Origin of the sequence: Bacillus sp. KICET-1 (genome assembly GCF_027721405.1) — a bacterium.
GTDB lineage: Bacteria > Bacillota > Bacilli > Bacillales > Bacillaceae > Bacillus > Bacillus velezensis.
In genome coordinates this window covers 1,675,934-1,698,666 of record NZ_CP113515.1, presented here as the reverse complement: position 1 = coordinate 1,698,666, position 22,733 = coordinate 1,675,934, and the positions used below count along the sequence as shown (strand labels likewise).

The 22,733-nt window shown below is 46.6% G+C and carries 25 protein-coding genes, 2 pseudogenes and 1 riboswitch; of the genes and pseudogenes, 9 read left to right on the top strand and 18 right to left on the bottom strand.

Features of this window, described 5'->3' with window-relative positions; genetic code table 11:
- Positions 1 to 7: 7 nt before the first annotated feature.
- The 11 genes from OVA33_RS08680 to OVA33_RS08630 all read right to left on the bottom strand — a co-directional run bounded on the left by OVA33_RS08680 (position 8) and on the right by OVA33_RS08630 (position 9,785).
- Positions 8 to 676 (bottom strand): methionine ABC transporter permease, encoded by a 669-nt coding sequence (locus OVA33_RS08680; RefSeq protein ID WP_025650323.1) that lies wholly within the window; start codon positions 674 to 676, stop codon positions 8 to 10.
- Entirely contained in the window at positions 669 to 1,694 is a 1,026-nt protein-coding gene (gene metN / locus OVA33_RS08675; RefSeq protein WP_003151850.1) for a methionine ABC transporter ATP-binding protein MetN, read from the bottom strand. The genes OVA33_RS08680 and metN overlap by 8 nt, the downstream gene beginning before the upstream one ends.
- A 105-nt stretch (positions 1,695 to 1,799) precedes the next feature.
- Positions 1,800 to 1,906: riboswitch (SAM riboswitch) on the bottom strand.
- 111 nt (positions 1,907 to 2,017) lie between these two features.
- Positions 2,018 to 2,368 carry an SCP2 sterol-binding domain-containing protein gene (locus OVA33_RS08670; RefSeq protein WP_007410085.1) on the bottom strand — a complete coding sequence of 117 codons (351 nt, stop codon included), beginning with the start codon at positions 2,366 to 2,368 and terminating at the stop codon, positions 2,018 to 2,020.
- A gap of 96 nt (positions 2,369 to 2,464) precedes the next feature.
- Positions 2,465 to 2,785: a thioredoxin family protein gene (locus OVA33_RS08665; protein WP_003151847.1), complete on the bottom strand. Its 321-nt coding sequence runs from the start codon at positions 2,783 to 2,785 to the stop codon at positions 2,465 to 2,467.
- Positions 2,786 to 2,787: 2 nt separating this feature from the next.
- Complete coding sequence (locus tag OVA33_RS08660; RefSeq protein ID WP_017418962.1) at positions 2,788 to 3,153, bottom strand: toprim domain-containing protein; 366 nt, start codon at positions 3,151 to 3,153, stop codon at positions 2,788 to 2,790.
- A gap of 69 nt (positions 3,154 to 3,222) precedes the next feature.
- Positions 3,223 to 3,459, bottom strand: a complete 237-nt coding sequence (locus tag OVA33_RS08655; protein ID WP_003151845.1) for a YusG family protein — start codon at positions 3,457 to 3,459, stop codon at positions 3,223 to 3,225.
- A 54-nt stretch (positions 3,460 to 3,513) separates the two neighbouring features.
- Positions 3,514 to 3,897, bottom strand: coding sequence for a glycine cleavage system protein GcvH (gene gcvH / locus OVA33_RS08650; RefSeq protein ID WP_003151844.1), 384 nt, complete (start codon positions 3,895 to 3,897; stop codon positions 3,514 to 3,516).
- A 59-nt stretch (positions 3,898 to 3,956) separates the two neighbouring features.
- Positions 3,957 to 4,313: an arsenate reductase family protein gene (locus OVA33_RS08645; protein WP_003151843.1), complete on the bottom strand. Its 357-nt coding sequence runs from the start codon at positions 4,311 to 4,313 to the stop codon at positions 3,957 to 3,959.
- A 113-nt stretch (positions 4,314 to 4,426) separates the two neighbouring features.
- The gene (locus OVA33_RS08640) at positions 4,427 to 6,211 is read right to left on the bottom strand and encodes an acyl-CoA dehydrogenase family protein (RefSeq protein WP_017418961.1); all 1,785 of its coding nucleotides are present in this window, start codon (positions 6,209 to 6,211) and stop codon (positions 4,427 to 4,429) included.
- 18 nt (positions 6,212 to 6,229) lie between these two features.
- Positions 6,230 to 7,405: an acetyl-CoA C-acetyltransferase gene (locus OVA33_RS08635; protein WP_003151841.1), complete on the bottom strand. Its 1,176-nt coding sequence runs from the start codon at positions 7,403 to 7,405 to the stop codon at positions 6,230 to 6,232.
- A gap of 10 nt (positions 7,406 to 7,415) precedes the next feature.
- A complete protein-coding gene (locus OVA33_RS08630) occupies positions 7,416 to 9,785 on the bottom strand; it encodes a 3-hydroxyacyl-CoA dehydrogenase/enoyl-CoA hydratase family protein (protein ID WP_063637103.1) in 2,370 nt (789 codons plus the stop codon).
- Between the two features lie 190 nt (positions 9,786 to 9,975).
- Here OVA33_RS08630 and OVA33_RS08625 point away from each other — a divergent pair, with 190 nt between their 5' ends.
- A complete protein-coding gene (locus OVA33_RS08625; protein WP_003151836.1) occupies positions 9,976 to 10,116 on the top strand; it encodes a YuzL family protein in 141 nt (46 codons plus the stop codon).
- Between the two features lie 29 nt (positions 10,117 to 10,145).
- Here the strand turns inward: OVA33_RS08625 and OVA33_RS08620 are convergent, their stop codons facing one another.
- Positions 10,146 to 11,054, bottom strand: coding sequence for a proline dehydrogenase family protein (locus tag OVA33_RS08620; RefSeq protein ID WP_017418958.1), 909 nt, complete (start codon positions 11,052 to 11,054; stop codon positions 10,146 to 10,148).
- A gap of 89 nt (positions 11,055 to 11,143) precedes the next feature.
- Between OVA33_RS08620 and OVA33_RS08615 the strand changes: the two genes are divergently transcribed.
- The 4 genes from OVA33_RS08615 to OVA33_RS08600 all read left to right on the top strand — a co-directional run bounded on the left by OVA33_RS08615 (position 11,144) and on the right by OVA33_RS08600 (position 13,961).
- A complete protein-coding gene (locus OVA33_RS08615; protein WP_003151832.1) occupies positions 11,144 to 11,401 on the top strand; it encodes a hypothetical protein in 258 nt (85 codons plus the stop codon).
- A gap of 11 nt (positions 11,402 to 11,412) precedes the next feature.
- Complete coding sequence (locus OVA33_RS08610) at positions 11,413 to 11,745, top strand: spore coat protein (RefSeq protein WP_017418957.1); 333 nt, start codon at positions 11,413 to 11,415, stop codon at positions 11,743 to 11,745.
- A 138-nt stretch (positions 11,746 to 11,883) separates the two neighbouring features.
- Positions 11,884 to 12,345, top strand: a complete 462-nt coding sequence (locus OVA33_RS08605) for a MarR family winged helix-turn-helix transcriptional regulator (RefSeq protein ID WP_063637102.1) — start codon at positions 11,884 to 11,886, stop codon at positions 12,343 to 12,345.
- Between the two features lie 20 nt (positions 12,346 to 12,365).
- Positions 12,366 to 13,961, top strand: a complete 1,596-nt coding sequence (locus OVA33_RS08600; protein ID WP_063637101.1) for an MDR family MFS transporter — start codon at positions 12,366 to 12,368, stop codon at positions 13,959 to 13,961.
- A 63-nt stretch (positions 13,962 to 14,024) separates the two neighbouring features.
- Here OVA33_RS08600 and OVA33_RS08595 read toward each other — a convergent pair.
- Both OVA33_RS08595 and OVA33_RS08590 read right to left on the bottom strand, forming a co-directional pair.
- Positions 14,025 to 15,175, bottom strand: a protein-coding gene (locus OVA33_RS08595; RefSeq protein WP_094246999.1) for an IS3 family transposase whose coding sequence is annotated in 2 segments (ribosomal slippage) — positions 14,025 to 14,902 and positions 14,902 to 15,175 — 1,152 coding nt in all. Because the reading frame shifts where the segments join, the coding sequence is not laid out codon by codon here.
- A gap of 188 nt (positions 15,176 to 15,363) precedes the next feature.
- Positions 15,364 to 15,588: pseudogene (locus tag OVA33_RS08590) on the bottom strand (LysR family transcriptional regulator); the annotation flags it as partial.
- A gap of 18 nt (positions 15,589 to 15,606) precedes the next feature.
- On the opposite strand from OVA33_RS08590, the gene OVA33_RS08585 reads away from it, so the two are divergent.
- Together OVA33_RS08585 and OVA33_RS08580 are read left to right on the top strand one after the other, a co-directional pair.
- Positions 15,607 to 16,353: an acetoacetate decarboxylase gene (locus tag OVA33_RS08585; protein ID WP_014418833.1), complete on the top strand. Its 747-nt coding sequence runs from the start codon at positions 15,607 to 15,609 to the stop codon at positions 16,351 to 16,353.
- 13 nt (positions 16,354 to 16,366) lie between these two features.
- The gene (locus OVA33_RS08580) at positions 16,367 to 17,407 is read left to right on the top strand and encodes a ketopantoate reductase family protein (protein ID WP_017418954.1); all 1,041 of its coding nucleotides are present in this window, start codon (positions 16,367 to 16,369) and stop codon (positions 17,405 to 17,407) included.
- A gap of 188 nt (positions 17,408 to 17,595) precedes the next feature.
- Here the strand turns inward: OVA33_RS08580 and OVA33_RS08575 are convergent.
- The 4 genes and pseudogenes from OVA33_RS08575 to OVA33_RS08560 form a co-directional block, all read right to left on the bottom strand.
- Positions 17,596 to 17,863: pseudogene (locus tag OVA33_RS08575) on the bottom strand (YusU family protein).
- A 2-nt stretch (positions 17,864 to 17,865) separates the two neighbouring features.
- The gene (locus tag OVA33_RS08570; RefSeq protein ID WP_014418835.1) at positions 17,866 to 18,690 is read right to left on the bottom strand and encodes an ABC transporter ATP-binding protein; all 825 of its coding nucleotides are present in this window, start codon (positions 18,688 to 18,690) and stop codon (positions 17,866 to 17,868) included.
- Positions 18,691 to 18,845: 155 nt separating this feature from the next.
- Positions 18,846 to 19,283: a YusW family protein gene (locus tag OVA33_RS08565; protein ID WP_017418952.1), complete on the bottom strand. Its 438-nt coding sequence runs from the start codon at positions 19,281 to 19,283 to the stop codon at positions 18,846 to 18,848.
- Positions 19,284 to 19,401: 118 nt separating this feature from the next.
- Positions 19,402 to 21,183: a M3 family oligoendopeptidase gene (locus OVA33_RS08560; protein WP_063637057.1), complete on the bottom strand. Its 1,782-nt coding sequence runs from the start codon at positions 21,181 to 21,183 to the stop codon at positions 19,402 to 19,404.
- 132 nt (positions 21,184 to 21,315) lie between these two features.
- Here OVA33_RS08560 and OVA33_RS08555 point away from each other — a divergent pair, with 132 nt between their 5' ends.
- Positions 21,316 to 22,158 (top strand): oxidoreductase, encoded by an 843-nt coding sequence (locus OVA33_RS08555; RefSeq protein ID WP_017418950.1) that lies wholly within the window; start codon positions 21,316 to 21,318, stop codon positions 22,156 to 22,158.
- A gap of 89 nt (positions 22,159 to 22,247) precedes the next feature.
- A complete protein-coding gene (locus OVA33_RS08550) occupies positions 22,248 to 22,712 on the top strand; it encodes a Dps family protein (protein WP_007410071.1) in 465 nt (154 codons plus the stop codon).
- Positions 22,713 to 22,733 lie beyond the last annotated feature (21 nt).

The following is a 22,733-nucleotide window of genomic DNA, read 5'->3' as shown; positions in this document are numbered from 1 at the left end:
TCCTCCCTTATCTTTTGTCTATTATATTTGTAATTACATCACCGATAATCTGAATGATAAAGACGATGATGAGTATAAATACTGTCGCTACAAACGTTACATCCGTATTATTGGACTGGTAGCCTTCTACATATGCAAGGTTTCCGAGTCCGCCTGAACCGATGGCGCCGGCAATGGCGGTAGATCCGATCAGGGCGATGGCCGTAACGGTGATGCCTGAAATTAACGCAGGCATTGATTCAGGAATCAGCACTTTGAAGATAATCGTCGATGTCTTTGCTCCCATTGATCTGGCAGCTTCAATGACTCCTTTATCGACTTCCCGCAGCGCAATTTCCGCAAGACGGGCGTAAAACGGCGCGGAGCCGATAATCAGCGCCGGCAATGCGGCGTTCGGTCCTAAAATCGATCCGACCAAAATCTTAGTAAAGCCGAGAAGCAGAATAATTAAAATAAGAAACGGAATAGACCTGAAAATATTAACGACCGCCGCAATCACGGTGTTAATGATTTTATTTTCCCATAAGCTTCCCTTGCCCGTTAAAAAGAGCAGAAGACCGAGAATCGCTCCGATGATAAATGAAAAAACTAATGCCATGACCGTCATATAAAGGGTCTCGTATGTGGCCGTCCACAGCTCGGTTATATCAACGTTCGGGAACCATTTTTCAAACATTTGTGATCACCTCTGCTTCTACCTGTTTGTCTTTGATGAACCGGATCACGTTTTCTACTTCTTTTTCCTGACCGTCAATATGAATGAATAAAGAACCGTAGGCTCCGTCCTTCGTCTGTGAAATTTTCCCCTGCAGAATATTGACGTCCACATCAAAGTTTCGGATCATTTCCGTAATGAGGGGCTGCTCGGCGGCCTGCCCGACAAATGAAAGCTGAATCGTTTTTCCTGTCGCTGTTTCCTGCAGAAAATGCTGGATGGTTTCTTTCGTCTCCTCCGGTTCTGTCACCTGCTGAACGAAACGCTTAGTCATCGGTTCGCGCGGGTTTCTGAAAACTTGGAGTACTTCGCCTTCTTCAACGACTTTCCCGTTTTCCATGACGGCGACTCTGTTGCAGATTTTTCGGATGACGTGCATTTCATGGGTAATGAGCACGATCGTCAGACCGAGTCTGTCATTTATATCGGATAAAAGATCCAAAATTGAATCGGTCGTCTGCGGATCGAGCGCTGATGTCGCTTCATCGCACAGAAGGACTTTCGGATTATTGGCGAGCGCCCGGGCGATGCCGACACGCTGCTTTTGACCGCCGCTCAGCTGCGACGGATAAGATTTTTCTTTCCCCTCTAATCCGACCAGTTTAATCAATTCATCGGCGCGGCGGACCCGTTCGCTTTTTTTCACGCCGGCGATTTCCAGCGGAAACATAATGTTCTCCCGGACGGTGCGCGACCACAGAAGGTTAAAATGCTGGAAGATCATGCTGATTTCCTGGCGCGCTTTTCTCAGCCCGCGGCTGCTTACTTTATTTAATTCCGTCCCCGCGACTTCCACGGTTCCCGACGTCGGCTTTTCAAGGCCGTTCAGGAGACGGATTAAGGAACTTTTACCAGCTCCGCTATATCCTATAATTCCAAATATTTCGCCCTTTTTGATATCAAGAGTGACATCTTGGACAGCATTGACATCCCCATGCTTCGCTTTGTAAATTTTTGAAACATTTTGAAGATGGATCAAAGCAATCACCCGCCTTACACTATTCTAAGAAATCTTCCGGGTTTCTCCGCAAAAGAAAAGCCTTTCTGCAAAAATGAGCAGAAAGGCTTATTGAAAAAGGCCTTTCTCTCATCTTTCAAAGCAGACCGCTTCGAGTGAATTGGCACCATTTCAACATTGTTGATGGTTGCCGGGCTTCATAGGGCACTTCCCTCCACCTCTCTTGATAAGAGAAAACATATCGTATTTTCGTCCGGAAATTCTTACTGTAGAATAGCACGGCGAATGATAAAAAGTCAATAAAATAAATATTGGAAGCTATTGTCACATAGTAGATTGGCAGTTTAAGGCCGTTTACTGATCGCCTGAAAAAATCCATTTGTCAGCCAGAGGATGGCCTCCAGCTTCAGCAGAGCTCTGAATGATCCTTTCACTTTGAGTTTTCCGCTTTGGATAAGCTTTTGCAAAGAGACATCACCATGCAGGAGATGGATGATTTCCGTCTGGTTTCCGTAGAAGGTCAAATTAGATTTTTCCTTTGAAACCGACGTTTTTCTCATTTCTCCCTGTCCGTTAATTGAGACCGTTAAGGCTTCTGTTTCTCCTTGGAATGTAATCAGCAGCGTTGAGGCGTTTAATAGCGGTTTCAAAAACAGATGCTGTCCGTCATTCTCTGAAACTTCTATTTTCTCCACTCGTATAACCTCCCGTTTTAATGGCCATACATACACTTTCTCTTTTTAACGGACAGAACCCTTTATAAACCGCACGACATTTTCCTGTAAATATTGTCACATCGGGAACGTTTGCGATGTTTTTTGTTTAATCAGCTCATATAAATAGGAAACGGAGCGGAAGGCGTATCCTTTCTCAACAAGCTCTCCGCCTTTAAACAGCAAAAAGCACGGAACGCTTTCAATCTGATAGGCTTTGGCGAATGCGGGGGAATAATTCACGTTGTTTTTATAGAAGGCGGCGCCGGGCAGCATTTCTTCGACGACAGTAAGCATTTTGGACGCCAGCTGGCATGTGCCGCAAAACGGGGTGTACAAATACAGGAGATAAACGTCATCCTGAATCGATTCGAGTTCATTTTCTTGGAGTTCTTTCATGATTACCACCTCAGGTCGTTCTTTTTCAAAAATACAGTGTCAGCATCAAAGCCGGCTCTGATCAGCACAGATGCGAGATGATGGCCCGGGCACGACTCGACTTGCCTGTATGTTCTGTCTATATAAATATGGCGCGCTTCGGGAAGCTCCCGTTTCAGCTGTTTTCTTAGTTTATCTCCCGAGTCATCTGCGTCCGTTAAAATATAGACGTCTCTGTCAAACAGGCGGTCCGCCAAATCTTCCAGTTCGGTTTGGCCGATCGTCCCGTTTGTACAGACGATTTCCGCGGGTTCGATGAGCACTTCCCTGACTTTGATTTTATCAGATTTTCCTTCTACGATAATGACCTTTTCATCTCCGTTGTACATAAGCGCGTCACCTGCCGATTGTTTTAGCGTCAGATTGAAAAAGAAGGCAGTGAAATTCACCGCCAACTGTTAACACCAGCCATTCTCATAATCGCAATCGACATATTTCGGATCGCTGCCGTTTATGACATCGGCTGTTTTATAAAATTTTTGATTTTCAAATGAAAAGCCCTGTTTGAGCTCGTACTGGTCCATGCCTGTCATCTCGCCGATGGCTTCATTTTCATGAAACAAGGAAAACCGGCCGTTTTGAAAGCGGCCCGTGACGTTCTCCGTCACATCGACCTTTTGTTTATCAAAAGCCATTTTAGACACCTCCCGTTACAGATAGAATGTCCAAATGGCCCCTTTGCTATCCGATCAGTCTTCCTGTGTCATTTCGTCATATTGCTCGGAAGTCATGAGGTTTTCGATTTCTTCAGCATCAGCCGGTTCCACGACGATCATCCACGCTTTTTCATACGGAGACTCGTTTACGAATTCAGGACTGTCATCAAGGTCTTCGTTCACTTCCGTCACCGTTCCGTTAATCGGTGCGTACAGTTCGGATACGGTTTTGACGGATTCCACGCTGCCGAATGGCTCGTCCGCTTTAATTTCGGCGCCGACTTCCGGAAGCTCGACAAATACGATGTCGCCAAGTTCGGCTTGCGCGAAATGTGTAATCCCGATGCGGGCTTTTCCGTCCTCAACTTTGACCCATTCGTGCTCTTTGGAATAACGCATATCTTTCGGTGTGCTCATCTAAATCCCTCCATTTTTTTCTTATAATAAGAAGATACCATAATTCTTTGAACCTGGCATTACATCCAATATTTTTCGAATTGGTCTTCTTTAAAGCCGACAGTGACTTTTTCGCCGTCTGTCGTAATCGGGCGTTTCAGGAGCATACCGTCTGATGCCAGGAGTTCAAGCTGTTCATCCTCTGACATGTGGTACAGTTTTTCCTTTAAGTTCAGCTCGCGGTATTTCATTCCGCTCGTGTTGAAAAACTTTTTGAGCTCAAGACCGCTCTTTTCATAGAGGTCTTTAATTTCTTCTTTCGACGGAGTTTCCTCCGCGATATGTATTTCGTTTATTTCCTTACCGCGGTCTTCCAGCCATTTTTTCGCATTACGGCACGTTCCGCATTTAGGGTACCAGTAAAAATTTAACGACATCTTCTTCACCCCTTGTAAATGATCGTCGTTATTTTAACACAATCACTTGTAAAAACCTATAACGTTGCTTCATGAAAAAGCGCCCCTGATGAAGGAGCGCTTTCAGCATGTGATCAGACCGTATATTTTTCTTCACGGAAGACGGCGGCTGCCGCTTCACGTTTTTTCTGAATGAGGTTTTTCGGCGTCAGGCGCGTCAGTTTGCGCAGCACGGAAAGCATCATGCGGAGGGAATCTCCTTCCTCCATGGCGATCAGTGATTCTTTGGCGTGCGCTTCAATGTTCTGAAGGGCTTCCTGGGCAAAGATTTCCGTATATAACAGCTTCTGCGCGGCTTTTTCGGCACCGTCCGCCGCAATTGCTTTTTCCGTTCTGAGGACGGCAGATTCCAAAGCGTATAGCGCGCTGACAATATCCGCAATGTTCACCATGATTTCCTGCTCGCCTTCGATCTCTTTGCCGTATTTCTGCGCCGCGAGACCCGCTGTCAAGAGGGCGATCTTTTTCGCCTGTCTGACAATGTATTTTTCCTGTTCAAGAGGTTCTGAGCCCGGCTCTTCAGGCATCAGCATCATGAGTTCTTCTTGGAGCGCTTTTGCTTTTTCAAAGAGCGGCAGCTGACCTTTTACGGCTTTTTTCAGGAACGTGCTCGTTACGATCAGGCGGTTGATTTCATTTGTGCCTTCAAAAATTCTGTTGATTCTTGAGTCGCGATAGGCGCGCTCCACTTCATATTCCTGCATAAATCCGTAACCGCCGTGAATTTGAACGCCTTCATCGGCAATGTAATCAAGCGTTTCAGAACCGCACATTTTGTTGAGCGAGCATTCAATCGCGTACTCGGCGATTGACTTCGCGACTTCGCGTCCGTCTTTTTGCTCCTCTTCCGTCAGTCTGCTCATATTATCTTCGAATAAGCCCACTGTTCTGTATACAGAGCTCTCCATGGCGTAAAGCCGGGCTGACATCGTCGCAAGCTTTTCCTGAGTGAGCGTGAAGCTTGAGATCGGCGTTTTAAATTGCCGGCGCTGGTTTGCATAAGAGGCAGACAGCTCAATCACCCGTTTTGAAGCGCCGATTGTGCCGACGGCAAGCTTGTAGCGCCCGATATTCAGAATATTAAAAGCGATGACATGGCCTTTTCCGATTTCGCCGAGAAGGTTTTCTTTCGGGACTTCCGCCTGATCTAAAATCAGCGTTCTTGTCGATGAACCCTTAATCCCCATTTTTTTCTCTTCCGGGCCCGTTGACACGCCCGGATAGTTCTTTTCTACGATAAATGCGGAAAATTTATCTCCGTCCACTTTAGCGTAGACGACAAAGACATCTGCAAAGGCGGAGTTTGTAATCCATTGCTTTTCTCCGTTAAGAATATAGTGTGTGCCTGCTTCATTCAAAACAGCTGTCGTTTTCGCGCCGAGGGCATCTGAACCTGAACCGGGCTCAGTTAAGGCGTATGCCGCGATTCTTTGTCCTGAAGCCAAGTCCGGCAAATAGGTTTTCTTCTGTTCTTCCGTTCCGAAGAACACGATCGGCAATGAGCCGATACCGACGTGAGCGCCGTAAGACAGCGAAAAGCTGCCGGCACGTGAAAACTTTTCCGTAATGAAGGCTGAACTGATTTTATCCAATCCGATGCCGCCGTACTCTTCAGGCACGTCTGCTCCGAGGAGGCCGAGATCTCCGGCTTTTCTCAGCAGTCTGACCGAATGCTCGAACTGATGGTTTTCAATTTCATCGATATAAGGAAGCACATCGTTTACGACATAGTCTTCTGTCGTTTTGCCGATCATTTTATGTTCGTCTGTAAAGTCCTCCGGAGTGAATATTTGATCATATCCCGTCTCTTCAATCAGAAAGCTGCCGCCTTTTTTGACGTTGACCGTTTCCTGTTTCATGTTCATTTCCCCCTTTTTTTAAATGAGTTCAAATACGCCGGCAGCGCCCATGCCGCCTCCGATGCACATCGTCACAACGCCGAATTGCTCGTTTCTCCGTTTCATTTCATGTATAAGTGACAGGGTCAGCTTCGTCCCCGTGCATCCGAGCGGATGTCCGAGCGCGATGGCGCCTCCGTTGACGTTCACCTTTTCTTCATCTATCCCGAGCGATCTGATGACTTGAATGGCCTGTGAAGCAAAGGCCTCATTCAATTCAAAAAGCCCGATATCCTGTAATTCGAGTCCGGCAAGCTTGAGCGCCCGCGGAATGGCTTCAATCGGACCGATTCCCATTACCTCAGGGGGAACGCCGCCTACGGCAAAGGAACGGAATTTGACTAGCGGCGCCAATCCGAGCGACGATGCTTTTTCGCGATCCATCAACATGACAGCCGCCGCGCCGTCACTTGTTTGTGAAGAGTTCCCGGCCGTCACGGTTCCCGTTTTAGAAAAAGCCGGGCGGAGCTTCGCCAAGACGTCAGCCGATGTGCCGGGGCGCACGCCTTCATCCTGAGAAAACGTAAATTGTTTTTTCCGCGGCTTATGGTCATCCCCGACTTCTGTCAGCGATACTTCAACCGGCACGATTTCGTCATTGAATTTCCCTTCCTTAAGGGCTTTTGCGGCATTCTGATGGCTGCGGACTGCAAATGCATCCTGGTCTTCTCTGGATACGCCGTACGTTTCGGCGACCTGCTCCGCCGTATGCCCCATGCTCATGTAATACTCAGGCGCATGCTCCGCCAAAGCGATATTCGGCCGTGTCACATGCCCCATCATCGGAACTTGCGACATGGATTCCGCACCGCCCGCAATGACGGTGTCACCCGCGCCGATCATGATTTTTTCCGCACCGTAAGCGATGGATTGGAGCCCGGAAGAGCAGTAGCGGTTCACCGTAATGGCCGGCACCGTATGAGGAAGCCCCGCCAGCGCACCGATATTCCGCGCCATATTTAATCCTTGTTCGGCTTCAGGTGTTGCACATCCGATAATTAAGTCATCGATATTTCCTTCATAGCCGCCTGCCCGTTTCAGCGTTTCTTTTACACAAAGCGCGCCTAAATCATCAGGACGAACGGCTGCAAGCGATCCTTTTTTCGCTTTACCGACCGGGGTTCTCGCACCGGCCACAATGACTGCTTCTCTCATAAACACCCTCCTAGTTCCGTAAAGGTTTGCCTTTGACGAGCATATGCTGCATTCTCGCTTGAGATTTCGCCTCGCCAGCGAGGCTTAAAAAGGCTTCTCTTTCAATCTCGAGTAAATATTCTTCTGAAACCTCCGTGCCGAACGGGACTCTTCCGCCGGCAATGACATGGGCCAGCTTCTTCGCAATCTTCATATCGTGATCGGATAAATAACCCGACCGTCTCATTTGGTCTGCTCCGAGCAGTAATGCCGCACAGCCGGTTTCTCCGGTGACTTTCACTTTTTTGCGGGCAGGCGGGCGGTATCCGCTGTCATATAAGGAAGCAGCCAGCTGTTTCGCATCGTGCAGCAGGTGATCCTGATTCATGCTGATACGGTCTGCCGCGGACAAAATCTTCATGTCACGGGCTTCGTGTGCCGAACCGGACACCTTGGCAAGCGCGATTGTTTCGAAGGTTTTAATGGCCGCGTCCATCAGTTCACTTCCGCCGTCCAAATAATTCATGTACAGCTCTTTGTTTCCTCCGCCGCCCGGAATAAGGCCGACGCCGGTTTCAACGAGACCCATATACGATTCGCTCGCCGCCTGAACGCGTGCCGCCGGGAGACAGACTTCCGTGCCGCCGCCGAGTGTCATCCCAAATGGCGCCGCTACAACGGGTTTAGCGCTGTATTTGATGTTCAGCATCGTCTGCTGAAAACGGCGGATGACAAAATCGACTTCCATGAAGTTATCATCCTGGGCTTCCATTAAAATCATCGCAAGGTTTGCTCCCGCGCAGAAATGTCTGCCTTGGTTTCCGATGACAAGACCTTTATAATTCCGCTCCGTTTCCTCAAGCGCATTGTCAATCATCTGAATAATGTCTAAGCCGATCGCGTTGCTTTTCGTATGAAATTCCAGCAGCGCGACATCATCGCCGAGATCAATCAGACTTGCGCCGCTGTTTTTAGTGATAACGCCTTTTGTTTCTTTTAACGTCTGCAGGCTGATCCGTTTCGGATTTTCTTTCACAGCCCTGTATTGGCCGTCTGAATAATAAAATTGTGTTCCGTTTTCCTTCATATAAAATGTTTCATGGCCCTGATCAAGCATCTCTTTCACCCAGCCGGGGAGTGCTGCGCCTTCTTCTTCGAGCCGCTCCGCTGATTTTCTGACGCCGATGGCATCCCACATCTCAAACGGTCCGAGCTCCCATCCGAAGCCCCATTTCATGGCGTCATCAATTGCTTTAATATCATCAGCGATCTCACCTAAAAGCCGGGCTGAGTATAAGAGTGTTTGCGATGTAATATTCCAAAGCAGGCGTCCGGCGCGGTCATCAGAGTATATAAGCGCTTTCATTTTGCCTTTGGCACCCTTTGCCTGTTTGGCGGCTTCTAACGCGGGCGTCTTCATTTTCGAGCGCTCACCGTATGTCATGGTCAGCGGATCAAGTTCATATATTGTTTTACCTTCTTTTTTGTAAAAACCTTGGCCTGATTTGCTGCCCAGCCAATTGTTTTTCAGCATGTCATTCATAAATTCAGGAAGCTTAAACATGTCTTTTTCAGCGCCGTCGGCTTTATCATACACATTTTTTGCCACATGAGCGAAAGTATCTAGCCCCACAACGTCAAGGGTTCTGAAGGTCGCGCTTTTCGGTCTGCCGATCAAAGGCCCGGTCACCGTGTCCACCTCGCCGATGCGGCAGCCGGAAGAAAGCATTTCTCTTACCGTGACCAGGAGGCCGTACGTACCGATGCGGTTGGCGATAAAGTTAGGCGTGTCTTTTGCGATGACGACACCTTTCCCAAGCGTGTTTTCTGCAAATGAAGTCATAAACTCCAGAACGTCAGGATCTGTTTCCTGAATCGGAATGATTTCCAAAAGCTTTAAGTAGCGGGCCGGATTAAAGAAATGGGTTCCTAAGAAATGAGCTTTAAAATCGGCAGATCGGCCTTCCGCCATTTTTGTGACGGAGATACCGGACGTATTGCTCGACACGATGCTTCCCTGTTTCCGGTATTCATCAACGAGTGAGAAAATCTGTTTTTTCACGTCAAGATTTTCGACGACGACTTCAATAATCCAATCAGCATCCTTCAATTGAGCTGCGTCATCTTCCAAATTCCCCGCCGTTATATAGTCGAGATTGGCAGCCGAAGTCAGCGGCGCCGGTTTTTGCTTCAGCAGCTTTTGCATGGCCGATCGGCTCAGTCTGCTGCGGACCTCCGGGCTTTCTAATGTCAGCCCTTTTTTCATCTCATCCTTTGTCAGCTCGTTTGGCACAATATCAAGCAGCAGGACGGGAATTCCGATGTTAGCCAAGTGCGCGGCAATTCCGGACCCCATGACGCCTGATCCGAGAACGGCTGCTTTCTTTATAAACTTGTGCATGAGTCATCCCCCTTGAACTTTGAATGAATAGTCATTCATTTTTTCGGCAAAAAAAATGAAACCCTTTTCTTCTTTCATCTTAAAAGATTTTCAGGATGACTTCAATAGCAAATATGGAATTTTTTTAAATTTTTCGGCTTCCGCATGTTCCATGGCGCGGGCGGGAAACTTAAACCCGGAGGTGAAGGGAATGGTGCGAGGGAGAAAAGATCCGTCTTCTGCCGCAGTGAGCGCGGCCAGCATGAAAGGAAATGCGGGACCGAAGCAAAAATACGGCGGCGGCAAACGGACGAGCCAAAATCAGCAATATAAAAAAGACAACATGGAATAACATACTGCGGCTGCTTTTTGGAGCAGCCGTTATTTTTTAAAGATCCCTTTCAGCACAAACGCCGCATTTGCCGGGCGCTCGGCAATTCTTCTCATCAAGTACCCGTACCAATCGGTGCCGTACGGGACATACACCCTCATCCTGTATCCTTCTTCGGCAAGCTCCTTCTGGCGCTCCGTTCTGATGCCGTACAGCATTTGGAATTCAAACTGCTCCCGTGGAATTTGATGCTCGCTGATGAGTGTTTTCGTATAAGAAATGATGTCATCATCATGTGTTGCCACCGCCGTTTCATGGCCGCTCAAAAGCTGCAGCTTAATCAGCTGCTGAAAATGAAGGTCGGTTGCTTTTTTATCAGGGAATGCAACGGCCGCCGATTCTTTATAAGCGCCTTTTACAAGCCTGAGCCGCGGCTTGTATGGCATCAGACCGCTGATGTCTTCAGCTGCGCGGTACAAATAAGCCTGAATGACGGTGCCGAGCATCGGAAAATCCGGCTTGCACCGCTTATACAGCTCGAGTGTACGGCCGCATCTTGAATAGTCCTCCATATCAATCGTTACAGGCACGCAGCGTTCTTTTGCCTCCGTCAATATGTCTCTGACATGCTGTTCCGCGAGTTTCTCGGAAATATCCAGACCGATGGATGTTAATTTCAGAGACAGCTCACAATCCAGTTGATTCTCGGCAATGGCCCTGATTGCTTTTTTACATTCTTCCGCCGTCCTTTTCGCATCCTTCTCTGAACCCGCATATTCACCTAGATAATCAATCGAAGCCGACAGCCCTTTTTGGTTCAGCCGCTTTACCGTTTTCACAGCTTCCGTGAGTGTTTCCCCTGCAACGAACCTTCCCGCACCGAAGCGGATTCCGTAAGCCTGGGCGAATTTTGTAAGCATTTTATTTTTCGACAAAAATAAACATATGCTCCGCAGCAAGGATGAACTCCCTCCTTTTTCTTTTATTCGTGTATGAAATCCCGATCGCAGAGAAAGCTAAAAAGAACAGAATTGAAGGAGGCGTTTATATGAACAACCAAGAGCAGCACGGAAACTTGCCGCCTGCCGTCATCTCAACGAAAGACCATTTGTATCTTGAGGACATGCTGAACTGGAATCTGCTTGCCATGAAAAAAGCGCATTTTATGGCGGAACACTGCCAGAATCAGACGTTAAAACAAGAGCTTGATCAGATCGGCCGGATGCATGAGAAGCATTATCAGCACATATTAGGCCGCTTGAACCCCGATCAAGGCGGACAGACAACAACAGGCTACATGCAATAGGAGGACAATACATGGAACAGCAAAATCAAAAAATCACGAATCCGCAAACGCCCGTGCCCAATACGGCGCAAATGAATGACAGAGACTTGGTCAATGAGCTGCTGACGACGGAAAAATACATCACGGCTTCATATTGCACAGCCCTGCACGAGTTCAGCCACGAGTCTCTTTATCAAGATATTCAGGCGATTTTCGATGAGTCACAAAAAGCGCAAAGAAGATTATACGATGTGATGTTTCAAAATGGCTGGTATTCCATTGAAGCAGCCGATACCCAAAAGCTTCAGCAATCGTATGAGAAGTTCCGGCAGACCATTCAGCAGCAGTCTCCCTATCAGCAGTAAAACGAAGAAGGATTTGATGTTTTCGACAAGCATCAATCCTTTTTTTATTTTTGCACAAAAAGATTGACTTATCATTAATCCTTATTTATATTTAACTAATGTTAATTATTTTCTCAAGGAACAAGATGAGGAGGAGTTATGAAAAACGCGGATCAATATGTGTCTGACATCCAGAAATCTCTTCAGACGCTGCTGCAAAACATACAGCCTGAAATGGTGGAAAGCATGGCAAAACACGAGGTGACGCCTGCCCAATTATTTGTTTTAGCCAGCCTGAAAAAACACGGGAGCTGCAAAGTTTCCGAAATTGCGGAACGCATGGAAGTAAAACCGAGCGCAGTGACGCTGATGGCCGACCGCCTCGAGCAAAAAGGACTCATCGTCCGCAAACATAATCAGCAGGACAGACGTGTCATCGACATCAGCCTTACCAAAAAAGGCGAAAAAAAATTCGAAGATGTCGTGGAAGGAAGAAAAGCGATATTAGCGCGAAACCTATCCGTTCTGACTGACGATGAACTGATTCAGTCCATGAACATTATCCGCAAAGTAGCGGAAGCCGCCGAGAAATACGCGGCTGATCAAAAAGAAAACGAATAGAATAGAGGAGCTGCCGAAACATGAGCATTGAAAAGAAAGATCCAAAACGCACATTATTGATAACCGGCTTAATCATCGCCATGTTTTTCTCAGCCCTTGACGGCACCATCGTAGGAACGGCGATTCCTAAAATCGTGGGTGACCTCGGGGGATTAAGCATGATGACGTGGCTGACCACGGCATATCTTTTAACTTCGACGACGATCGTTCCGATTGCGGGGAAACTTGCAGATTTATTGGGACGCCGCGTCGTCTATGTGTCAGGTTTATTGATTTTTATGGGAGCTTCCGCACTGTGCGGAATGGCCAGCAACATGACGGAACTGATTATTTTCCGCGGACTTCAGGGAATCGGCGGCGGTGTCATGATGCCGATGGCTATGATCGTCATCGGGGATTTGTTCACAGGAAAACAGCGTGCCAAGTTCCAAGGGCTTTTCGGGGCGATTTACGGGCTTGCTTCCGTGATCGGCCCGCAAATCGGGGGCTGGATTGTTGACTCATTAAATTGGAAATGGGTTTTCTATATCAACCTGCCTGTCGGAATTTTAGCCGTGATCTTTATCGCAAGAGGACTTCAAGGCAGAAAACAGACTGGGCCGATTAACTTTGACATCGCCGGCATTTTCACAATGATCGTCGGAATCGTCAGCCTCCTCCTCGCGCTCAGCTTCGGAGGAAAGGATTACGCATGGGGCTCTTGGCAGATTCTCGGTCTCTTTGCGCTTGCGCTTGCCGGGATTGTCGGATTCATTTTCGCTGAAATCAAGGCAAAAGAACCGATTCTGCCGATGTACCTGTTTAAAAACAGAACGTTTACCGTACTGAATCTGATCGGGTTTTTCATGAGTATCGGCATGTTCGGCGCCGTTACGTTCGTTCCTTTCTTTATGCAGGGAATTATCGGAGTCAGCGCCACCGCGTCCGGCACGATTATGACGCCGATGATGGTATCTATGATTATCACAAGTATTATCGGAGGCCAGCTGGTTTATAAGATCGGTATTAAACCGCAAATCATGATCGGCATGCTGATCATGGCCGTCGGCTTCTTCTTATTAACGACCTTGCAGCTGGATACAAGCAAGCTCGCGGCTACATGCTATATGGCCGTGATCGGTCTGGGAATGGGGCTTGTCATGCCGCTTCTCACACTCGCTCTGCAAGAAACGTTTTCAAAAGAAGAGCTGGGCGTTGTGACTTCATCAAGCCAATTTTTCCGGATGATCGGGGGAACGTTCGGCATTACGGTGCTCGGCGCTGTCATGAATGCCAGATCAGGAAGCCTTTTAACCGACAGACTGGTGCCTTACTTAGATTCACTCCCGAAACAGGCAAGTGCCTTTGCCGCCCAGTTTAAAGGTATGATTGACAAGAATCCTGAAGGGCTGCTTCAATCCTTGTTCAGCCAGGAATCGATTAAGCAGATTCCGGCCGCATTTTCTTCCCATATCGTGCCGGTTTTGAAAACGTCACTGATGGATTCGCTTCACAGCGTGTTTTTCACAGGGCTGGCCTTTATCGCAGCCGGATTGGTCCTGACACTGTTTGTCAAATCAATTAAGCTGACAAACAAAAAAACAGGCAAAGAAGAAGAAAAAGCGAAAGCCGTTTAATAGAGAAAAAGCCCGCGAATGCGGGACTGCCCCCCGTTTTTGAGACAGGGGTCAAAACACCTTTTAAACAGCCAATTGCCGATAGTTTATCGGTGATTGGTTGTTTAGTTTGGTTTGAATACGAATATTGTTATAATAATGAATGTATTCTATGACAGTGCGTTCTACGATGGCAGTCGTAGTTCGATCAATGCTGTTAAGATAGAACGTTTCAGACTTTAGCGAGGAATGAAACGATTCGATGGAGGCATTATCAGCGGGCGTCCCTTTGCGGGACATGCTCATGGTAATGCCTTTTGTTTTAACAGCTTTTTGATACTCGTAAGATGTATACACAGAACCTTGGTCACTATGTAACACGCAGTTCTCAGGCAGCATTGGTAGCTGATCAAGTGTGTCTAAGACAAAGGCTGTGTCCTGCTTATCCCCAATAGTAAAAGCAATCACTTCTCCATTGTATAAATCTAATATACTGGAAAGGTACAATTGTTTCTGTCCATAAGGCAAATATGTGATGTCCGTTACTAGTTTTTCAAGAGGACGATCAGACTGAAAGTTCCGATCCAATATATTATCGACCACGGCATATGGCTGCCCATCCTTCTTGCGCTTTTTCACCTTAACCCGACACTGCCATTGATTTTTCTGCATAATACGTTGAACCGTTTTATGGTTAATACACATTCTCTTTTTTAGTATGGCTGTGATTTTTCGATATCCATATCGATACTTGTGCTCTCGGCACAACGTGCCGATTTGTTTTTCCAAATGGCGCTTGGGATGATCCTTCATCAGATTCTTCTTCCAACGATAATAAGACGCTCGAGAGATACCTAAATGAATACAGATATCCTGTACGGTCATTGTGCTGTGCAATATTTCTACAAGTTCGACTGACGTTTCGCTATCAACTTCCTTTCCAATTCGTTGTACTTTTTTAAAACTTCATTCTGTTGTCTCAGGTAACGAATCTCTGCCTGCAGTTTCTCTAAATCGGAAGAATACTCCGGACCTTTTCCGTAAGTGTATTGCTTTCCAACAGGCTGTTCGAATCGATGTGTATCACCAGCCTTATACCATCTAACCCATGTCTGAACCTGTGTCTTATTCTTAATATTCAACTCCTGCAGGATCTCTTTCATAGGTACGCCTGCCAATCTCATTTCTACAGCCTTCTGTTTCACTTCAACCGGATAACTCACTCTTGTCCCCATAGAAAAAACACCTCCAAGTCTAATTTCGGCTAACAATCATCCGTATTCAAACTTGAAGGTGTTTTTATTTGTCTCATCTTATGGGGTCAGTCCCATGCCGCGGGATTTTTTTATATCATCTGGGAATGGCCAGTCTTCCGCCTCATTGGAATTGGGGGAAAAATTCAAAAAAATAATGATGAAACCCTTTAATAAACCTTAAACATTTCATAGTTATCTTTATAGTACGACATAATAAAGTCACGAAAATTTCTTACCGAAGAAGATAACAGCTTATGTCTTAACCAAGATAAGCCGACTGGATATGAAGCAGAGTGATCAGTCACTTTTATAAAATTCAGCCCCAATGTTCTGCAAACTGAAATAGGAAGCAACGCCACACCTTGATCCAGCTTTATAATCTCGACCAGTAAAGGAAAGGGTGTCATTCAATGAAAATTGATGTGAAAGATATAGCAAAAAATTTAAATACGCCACTAACGGCTCCTGCTTATCCTATCCCAACCTATAAATTTGTTAACCGGGAATATCTTAATATTATTTACCGAACGGATGAAAAAGCTTTACGTGCGGCAGTGCCGGAACCTCTTGAAATTACTGAACCTTTAGTGAAATTCGAAGTGATGTGGATGCCCGATGTTTCCGGACTTGGTGCCTATACAGAGGCGGGACAAGTCATCCCTGTCAGCTTTAATGGTGAAGAAGGGGATTATGTACATTCTATGTATGTAGACAATTTCCCGGCTATTGCAAGCGGACGGGAACTTACTGCATATCCAAAGAAATTGGGTGCCCCTAAGCTGTATATAGACTCTGATACTCTTGTTGGCACATTAGATTATGGCAGTCTTCGTGTGGCAGCTGCGACTATGGGATATAAACATTTCGAAATGGACAAGGAAAAAGCGAAAAGGGAAATTTGCCGACCTAATTTTATGGTGAAGATTGCTACTGATTACAATGGTGATTTAAGGGTTTGTGATTTGGTGCGAACGCAAATAACGAATATAGAAGTTAAAGGTGCCTGGACTGGACCGGCGCGGCTTCAATTATTTGAACATGCTCTGGCACCGCTTGCAGATTTGCCTGTACTAGAAGTTGTTTCAGCATCTCATATTATTACGGATTTAACCTTAAATGCAGCACAGCCGGTTTATAACTACTTAGAGGAAAAATAAGGAGACGTTTACAATGAGAATTGCAGTTTTAGGAGCAGGTTCTTTAGGAACCATTATTGGAGCATATCTGTCTGCTGGCGGAATGGATGTCGAATTGATTGATTCATACAAAGAACATGTAGATACTTTAAATCAAATAGGTGCTAAAGTAGTTGGTACAACGGAATTTCAAGCAAAGGTGAAAGCCATTACCCCTGAAAACAAGTCGGGCAAGTATGATTTCATATTACTTCTGACGAAACAATTATATAATGACTCCATTCTTAAGGAGTTACTGCCTTTTTTAAAGGATGACAGTGTAGTATGTTCCTTGCAAAACGGTATACCTGAACAGAAAGTCGCTTCGATCGTTGGTGATGAACGTGTTATTGCAGGTTCTGTTGAATTTGGTGCTACGTTTATTGAACCGGGCGTATCCAGACTTACAACTGAGTATACTCAATTTAAAGAGTACGCTTTTCAAATTGGAGAATTACATGGTGAAACAACAGAAAGAATCCAGCGTATTAAATCGGTTTTAGACCTTATCGGCGGAACACATATTTCCGATAATTTAGTTGGAACGAAGTGGTCAAAATTACTTATCAATAATGCATTCAGTGGTTTATCAGCAGCATTAAACGGAGAATACGGAGACATTCTTGACCATGAAATCGGCATTGTTAGTGCAGTTCATATCGCAGATGAGACGATTAAGGTTGGACACGCCAATGGTGTCAAATTTGCGAAAATGGGCGGCCTTGATATAGAATCTTTGGAATTAAGAAGCGAAAATGATATTCCTGAACGTATCCAAACATTTAGGGCAGCCATGGAACCATCTAGGCTGCTAAGAGCAAGTATGCTCCAGGATCTTGAGAAAAAACGCAAAACTGAAATTGATTATATTAATGGAGTTATTCCCAAAATGGCAGAAGGTACTGGCATTTCAACACCTTTTCATGATTTGGTTGTAGCACAAGTCAAATGTGCCGAGGAATCTCAAACAGTGCCCAATTTTGATACAAATATAAAAGCATTTGAAGAGTTATTACGTATCCGAAAGGAAATGTGATATATAGGAAAGAGAGAAAGGGATTGCTGCGGCGGTCCTTTTTTCTTGGTTCAGCAAGCGGAAGAAATATACGTTAACAAACGGGTGCGTTACATTAAAGTTCTTCGCTATGAATTGAACGGCGCCTTTATTGATTCCTTTTCAGAAAAAAAAGCTTCCGGCACCTCTCTTTGATGCCGAAAGCTTTTTTATTGTTTTTTTCTGTGTGCTTCATTGAGCTGTTTAATGTGCTGTATCGCAGCTTTGATGCCCTCTTTGGCGTCCGGGTAGGATTGATTCCAATGTTTGACGAGCGGAGGCATGCTTTTTGCGATATGTGTATACAAAATCCACTGCCTGACTTCTTCCTTTACATCCGGGTTTGTTTCGCCAAGCAATAGTTCCGTGTATTTTTCAAGCAGGCCGTCCAGCTGCTGCTGCAGTTTCTCTTCCATACCGTCCCCTTCCCTTTTTCATGATTATGACAATCGGGCGGTGAGGGCCGCTTCCTGCACGATACATCTGCCGCGTCCGTGCGGAATGCAAAGCGGCGTGCCGAACAGCGGGTCTTGCGTTACCTGGCAGTTCATCGCAAAGACCTGCTGTACAAGCTCGCAAGTGATGACTTCTTCGGGACGGCCCTCTGCGTAAATCTGTTTATCCTTAATGGCGACCAGATAATGGGCATAACGGCATGCCAGATTGAGGTCGTGCAGCACCATGACGATTGTGCGTTTTTCTTTTTCATTTAATTCAAACAGCAAATCAAGAATTTCAATTTGATGCGTCATGTCGAGATAGGTTGTCGGCTCGTCAAGCAGAATGATATCCGTATCCTGAGCGAGTGTCATCGCAATCCATGCGCGCTGGCGCTGTCCGCCTGACAAGGAATCCACCGGACGGTCGGCCATTTCCTCAAGCTTCGTCGCTTTAAGCGCGTTTGCCACTGCGTCTTCGTCCTCTTTGGACCATTGCTTCAGCCAGCTTTGATAAGGGTATCTTCCCTGCTTCACAAGCTGATGCACCGTCAGGCCTTCGGGAGCTGACGGACTCTGCGGCAAAATAGCGAGCTCTCTTGCCACTTCCTTCGTCGGAAGCTTAGCGATGGCTTTTCCTTCTAAAAGCACAGAACCGCCCCTCGGTTTCATCAGCCGGGCCAATGAACGTAAAAGCGTCGATTTTCCGCAGCCGTTGCTTCCGATCAATACAGTTATTTCGCCTTTTGGAATCGCGACATCCAATTCGTCAATGATAACAGTTTCTCCGTACCCTAAGCTCAGCGTCTCTGTAGAAATTGCACTCATACCGCTAACCGCTCCTTTTTTGAGTTTCCCAACACTATGTATATAAACAAATTGCCTAAACATTCAACGTGAGATCATGATTATATTGTAACAGAAATTAATGACTCTGAATATCATTATCAATTAGTTTTGGGCAAAAAAGCAGCGGACGGCGGTTATTTTTTTATTTCTGTCATTTCTCCGTCGTTCTTTTTCAGTTTCAGATAAAAATGGTCATAGCGGCTGTCTAAATTAAAAGCCGAGAGCACCTGCCGGACGACCTCGCTTTCCTGCATCCGGCTGTTTACGGCAAGTTCTCCGAGGATCATCTTCATTTCATCAAGCGCTTCCTCGCCCTCTCTGTGAACCCCTGAGAGCTTGTCCCGGATGTCCGCCTTTTCATGACCGCTTTTTCTTTCATACAAACCTTCATAGCGGTTATGCTCTCCGGCTCCGTAGCTGACGCGAAGGGAAAAGCTGCTGTAAGGAACCGGCTTCGCGGATGACACGGGTGTGCTGTCTTGTTCCGCTTCCCGTTTTTCTTCATTCAATCGGCAGCCGGCAATCAGCATCAGCGTAAGACATAAAACGCCCGCCGTCCTGAACCATTTCATGCGATTCACTCCCATTCCATTCCGATCGTTTTTAGGTATTTCCAAGGGAGGCGGCTGTCATTCATTAAACAAAAAAGAACCGGAGCGGTAACACTCCGGCCGGTTCATCTCCAGATTATCATTCAGTCAGCTCTAAAAATTCCTGCACATCCTGTACAGCAAGGCGGACTGCGTCTTCCCAAAACGACCGTTCCGTCAGATCCGCTCCAAGGTGCTTCATCGCCAAATCCTCAACAGTCATCGAAGCCGTGTCACACAAAAGCGCGATATATTTTTCTTCAAAATCCGCTTTTTCCCGAAGAGCTCTTGCATATATTCCAAGCGAAAATAAGTAACCGAACGTATACGGAAAGTTGTAAAACGGCACTCCCGTAATATGAAAATGCAGTTTTGACGCCCAGAAATGAGGGTGGTATTCCCCTAATGAATCGCAAAACGCTTCTTTCTGCGCCGCTTCCATCAGTTCATTCAGTTTCTCAGCCGGAACGACGCCCTGCTTGCGCTCTTCATAAAAACGCGTTTCAAATAAAAATCTCGCATGAATATTCATAAACATGGCTACGCTTCTTTGAATTTTATCCTCAAGCAAGAACAGCTTTTCATCCTTTGTTTCCGCTTGTTTCAAAGCGGCGTCGGCGACGATCATTTCCGCAAAGGTCGAGGCTGTTTCAGCGACATTCATAGCGTAGGCTCTGTTCAGCTGCCGCACTTGAAGCATGGCCTCCTGATGGAACGCGTGACCGAGCTCATGCGCCAGCGTCGATACATTCGAAGCGCTTCCGGAAAACGTCATAAAAATCCGGGATTCCCCGCTGTCGGGAAAGCTGGTGCAGAAACCGCCGACCCGTTTGCCGCTGCGGTCTTCCGCTTCTATCCACCGATCGCGGAACGCTTTTTCCGTAAACGCGGACAGCTTTTTGCCAAACGTCGAAAATTGGCTGACGATCAGATTGGCCGCTTCATCAAATGTGTATTCTTTCGGAGCCTCGCCGATCGGCGCGTCCACATCATACCAGTTCAGCCGCTCAAGCCCTAAAAGAGATGCCTTTCGATTCAGGTATTCGGCAAAAGGTTTTTTATGATCGGTAATGACCTGCCACATGACATCCAGCGTTTCTTTTTTCATCCGGTTGATCGCAAGCGGCTCTTCCAAAGCGCTTTTCCAGCCCCGCGCTTTATAGATTTCCGTGCGGAAGCCGGCCAGATGGTTCAGCGTGCTGCCGAAAAGCTCCTCTTCTCCTTTCCAGGCTTCATTAAGCTCTTTGAACACTTGGCGTCTGATGCGGCGGTCCGGGTGCGCCATCATATTTTCCGCTTGGCCGACCGACAGCTCTTTATCCTCAAACGGAATCTTCATTCTGCCGACAGCCGCATTATACAGGTCGCCCCATGCGTGATAGCCGTCAACGGCCAGGCCTTCAATCAGCCTTTCTTCCGAAGCGCTGAGCTTCTCTTTGACACGGTCTCTTCTCTCATTTAAAACATATGTGAGATCCTGAAGTTCCGGTTTTTGCAGCAGCTCCTCCCAGACCCGCTTGTCAATCCGGGCAAGTGTATCGTCAAGGGTGACCAGAGCGGATTTAAAATCACTGCTCAGCTGATTAATCCGCGCCCTCCATTCATTCGCTTTCTGATCATGAGTGTTCTGAGCCTGAAGACAGCCGACGAACGCTCCCGCCTGCCTGATCATGATCGCTGACCGTTCAAACCTATCGATCAGATTGATCAGGTCCCGGCTTTCATCCGCATGCGCCGGAACTGTAAACGCTTCAACCGCATGTTGAAAAGCACTTAGATGCTTTTTGAGCTCTTGTATGTATTGCTGAAACTCTTCCGACCGGCTCCCGCCCTCAAAAATGGAGTTTAAATCCCATGTTTCCTTCAATCCCTTTAATGCCATCTTTTCTTTACCCCTTTCTATCCGAAGCTGACTCCATTATAAAACAATTCTGACATATTTCCGAACGATTTCTCCTTCTTTCCGCGAGATGTTATACACTATGAGATAAGAACAAACGGGGAGGATTATAAGATGAACAGAAAAATTGCCATTGTAACCGGCGCGACGAGCGGATTCGGGCTGCTGACAGCGCTGAAGCTCGCCCGGTCCTATCACGTCATCGCAACAGCCAGACAGCCGGAGAAAGCTGAAATACTGAAAGAGGCCGCCGCTCAAGCGGGTGCATCCGATCATGTTACGGTCGTTTCTTTAGATGTGACAAATGAGCAGTCGGTGTCTGACTTCGGGAACACCATCAGCGGTTTCGGACCGATTGACCTGCTCGTCAATAACGCCGGCTCTGCGTACGGGGGGTTTATTGACGATGTGCTGATGGAACATTACAGACAGCAGTATGAAACGAATGTATTCGGTCTGATTCACGTCACAAAAACCGTGCTGCCTTATATGCGAAAACATGGCGGGGCGAAAATCTTCAATATCAGCAGTATCAGCGGACTGACCGGTTTCCCGGCTCTATCTCCGTACGTCTCTTCCAAATTCGCGGTTGAAGGATTTACAGAGTGTCTGCGCCTCGAACTGCTGCCTTTAGGAATTGATGCCGCTTTAATAGAACCGGGCTCCTATAAAACGTCTATTTGGGAAACGTCTCTCTCCAATCATCTTACGGCACCCGCCAAAGATTCGCCTTATTACCGCTATTATCAGCAAATCGAAGCTTACTTCAAAGCCAACGCATCCAAAAGCGGCGATCCTGATGACGTAGCGGAGCTGATTTATCAATTGGCACAAAGGAAACGGCTGAAGAAACTGCGGTATCCGATCGGCAGGGGCGTTAAGCTGGCATTGGCTTTCCGCTCACTCTTCTCGTGGTCCGCCTGGGAATCTGTTGTGAAGAAAAAGCTGTTCACTTAAACCTAAATTATAATTATTATAATTTAGTATTGATTTTTATTTGATACGTGATATAATTAAATTAACAGATCACAGGGAGGACGATGAATATGAATACACAAAACGCGAAAAAAACTGAAACTCTTGTTGAGAAATCAATGAACACACAATTATCAAACTGGTTTATCCTTTACTCTAAACTGCACCGCTTCCATTGGTATGTAAAAGGCCCTCATTTCTTTACGCTTCATGAAAAATTTGAAGAACTGTATAACGAAGCGGCGGAAACGGCGGATGCCATCGCAGAGCGGCTTCTGGCCATCGGCGGACAGCCTGCGGCGACTTTACACACTTACCTTGAACAAGCTTCCATTACGGATGAAGGCCAGGAAAAAACGGCTTCTGAAATGGTGGAATCACTGGTTCAAGACTATAAACAAATCAGCCGCGAATCAAAATTTGTCATCGGCATCGCCGAGGAACAAAATGACCCGTCAACTGCCGACCTGTTTGTCGGATTAGTTGAAGAAGCGGACAAGCATGTGTGGATGCTGTCAGCCTACTTGGGAGAATGACGAAAAAAGCTGAACCTCAGT

Excerpts from the sequence above, each read along its gene's own strand:
- OVA33_RS08565 (WP_017418952.1), bottom strand. The coding sequence starts at position 19,283 with ATGAAATGGTTCAGGACGGCGGGCGTTTTATGTCTTACGCTGATGCTG.
- OVA33_RS08610 (WP_017418957.1), top strand. The coding sequence starts at position 11,413 with ATGGAACAGCAAAATCAAAAAATCACGAATCCGCAAACGCCCGTGCCC.
- OVA33_RS08555 (WP_017418950.1), top strand. The coding sequence starts at position 21,316 with ATGAACAGAAAAATTGCCATTGTAACCGGCGCGACGAGCGGATTCGGG.
- OVA33_RS08665 (WP_003151847.1), bottom strand. The coding sequence starts at position 2,785 with ATGAAAGAACTCCAAGAAAATGAACTCGAATCGATTCAGGATGACGTT.
- OVA33_RS08680 (WP_025650323.1), bottom strand. The coding sequence starts at position 676 with ATGTTTGAAAAATGGTTCCCGAACGTTGATATAACCGAGCTGTGGACG.
- OVA33_RS08635 (WP_003151841.1), bottom strand. The coding sequence starts at position 7,405 with ATGAGAGAAGCAGTCATTGTGGCCGGTGCGAGAACCCCGGTCGGTAAA.
- OVA33_RS08550 (WP_007410071.1), top strand. The coding sequence starts at position 22,248 with ATGAATACACAAAACGCGAAAAAAACTGAAACTCTTGTTGAGAAATCA.
- OVA33_RS08660 (WP_017418962.1), bottom strand. The coding sequence starts at position 3,153 with ATGTACAACGGAGATGAAAAGGTCATTATCGTAGAAGGAAAATCTGAT.
- gcvH (WP_003151844.1), bottom strand. The coding sequence starts at position 3,897 with ATGAGCACACCGAAAGATATGCGTTATTCCAAAGAGCACGAATGGGTC.
- OVA33_RS08580 (WP_017418954.1), top strand. The coding sequence starts at position 16,367 with ATGAGAATTGCAGTTTTAGGAGCAGGTTCTTTAGGAACCATTATTGGA.
- OVA33_RS08655 (WP_003151845.1), bottom strand. The coding sequence starts at position 3,459 with ATGGCTTTTGATAAACAAAAGGTCGATGTGACGGAGAACGTCACGGGC.
- OVA33_RS08570 (WP_014418835.1), bottom strand. The coding sequence starts at position 18,690 with ATGAGTGCAATTTCTACAGAGACGCTGAGCTTAGGGTACGGAGAAACT.
- OVA33_RS08625 (WP_003151836.1), top strand. The coding sequence starts at position 9,976 with ATGGTGCGAGGGAGAAAAGATCCGTCTTCTGCCGCAGTGAGCGCGGCC.
- OVA33_RS08560 (WP_063637057.1), bottom strand. The coding sequence starts at position 21,183 with ATGGCATTAAAGGGATTGAAGGAAACATGGGATTTAAACTCCATTTTT.
- OVA33_RS08605 (WP_063637102.1), top strand. The coding sequence starts at position 11,884 with ATGAAAAACGCGGATCAATATGTGTCTGACATCCAGAAATCTCTTCAG.
- OVA33_RS08585 (WP_014418833.1), top strand. The coding sequence starts at position 15,607 with ATGAAAATTGATGTGAAAGATATAGCAAAAAATTTAAATACGCCACTA.
- OVA33_RS08600 (WP_063637101.1), top strand. The coding sequence starts at position 12,366 with ATGAGCATTGAAAAGAAAGATCCAAAACGCACATTATTGATAACCGGC.
- OVA33_RS08640 (WP_017418961.1), bottom strand. The coding sequence starts at position 6,211 with ATGAAACAGGAAACGGTCAACGTCAAAAAAGGCGGCAGCTTTCTGATT.
- OVA33_RS08645 (WP_003151843.1), bottom strand. The coding sequence starts at position 4,313 with ATGTCGTTAAATTTTTACTGGTACCCTAAATGCGGAACGTGCCGTAAT.
- OVA33_RS08615 (WP_003151832.1), top strand. The coding sequence starts at position 11,144 with ATGAACAACCAAGAGCAGCACGGAAACTTGCCGCCTGCCGTCATCTCA.
- OVA33_RS08630 (WP_063637103.1), bottom strand. The coding sequence starts at position 9,785 with ATGCACAAGTTTATAAAGAAAGCAGCCGTTCTCGGATCAGGCGTCATG.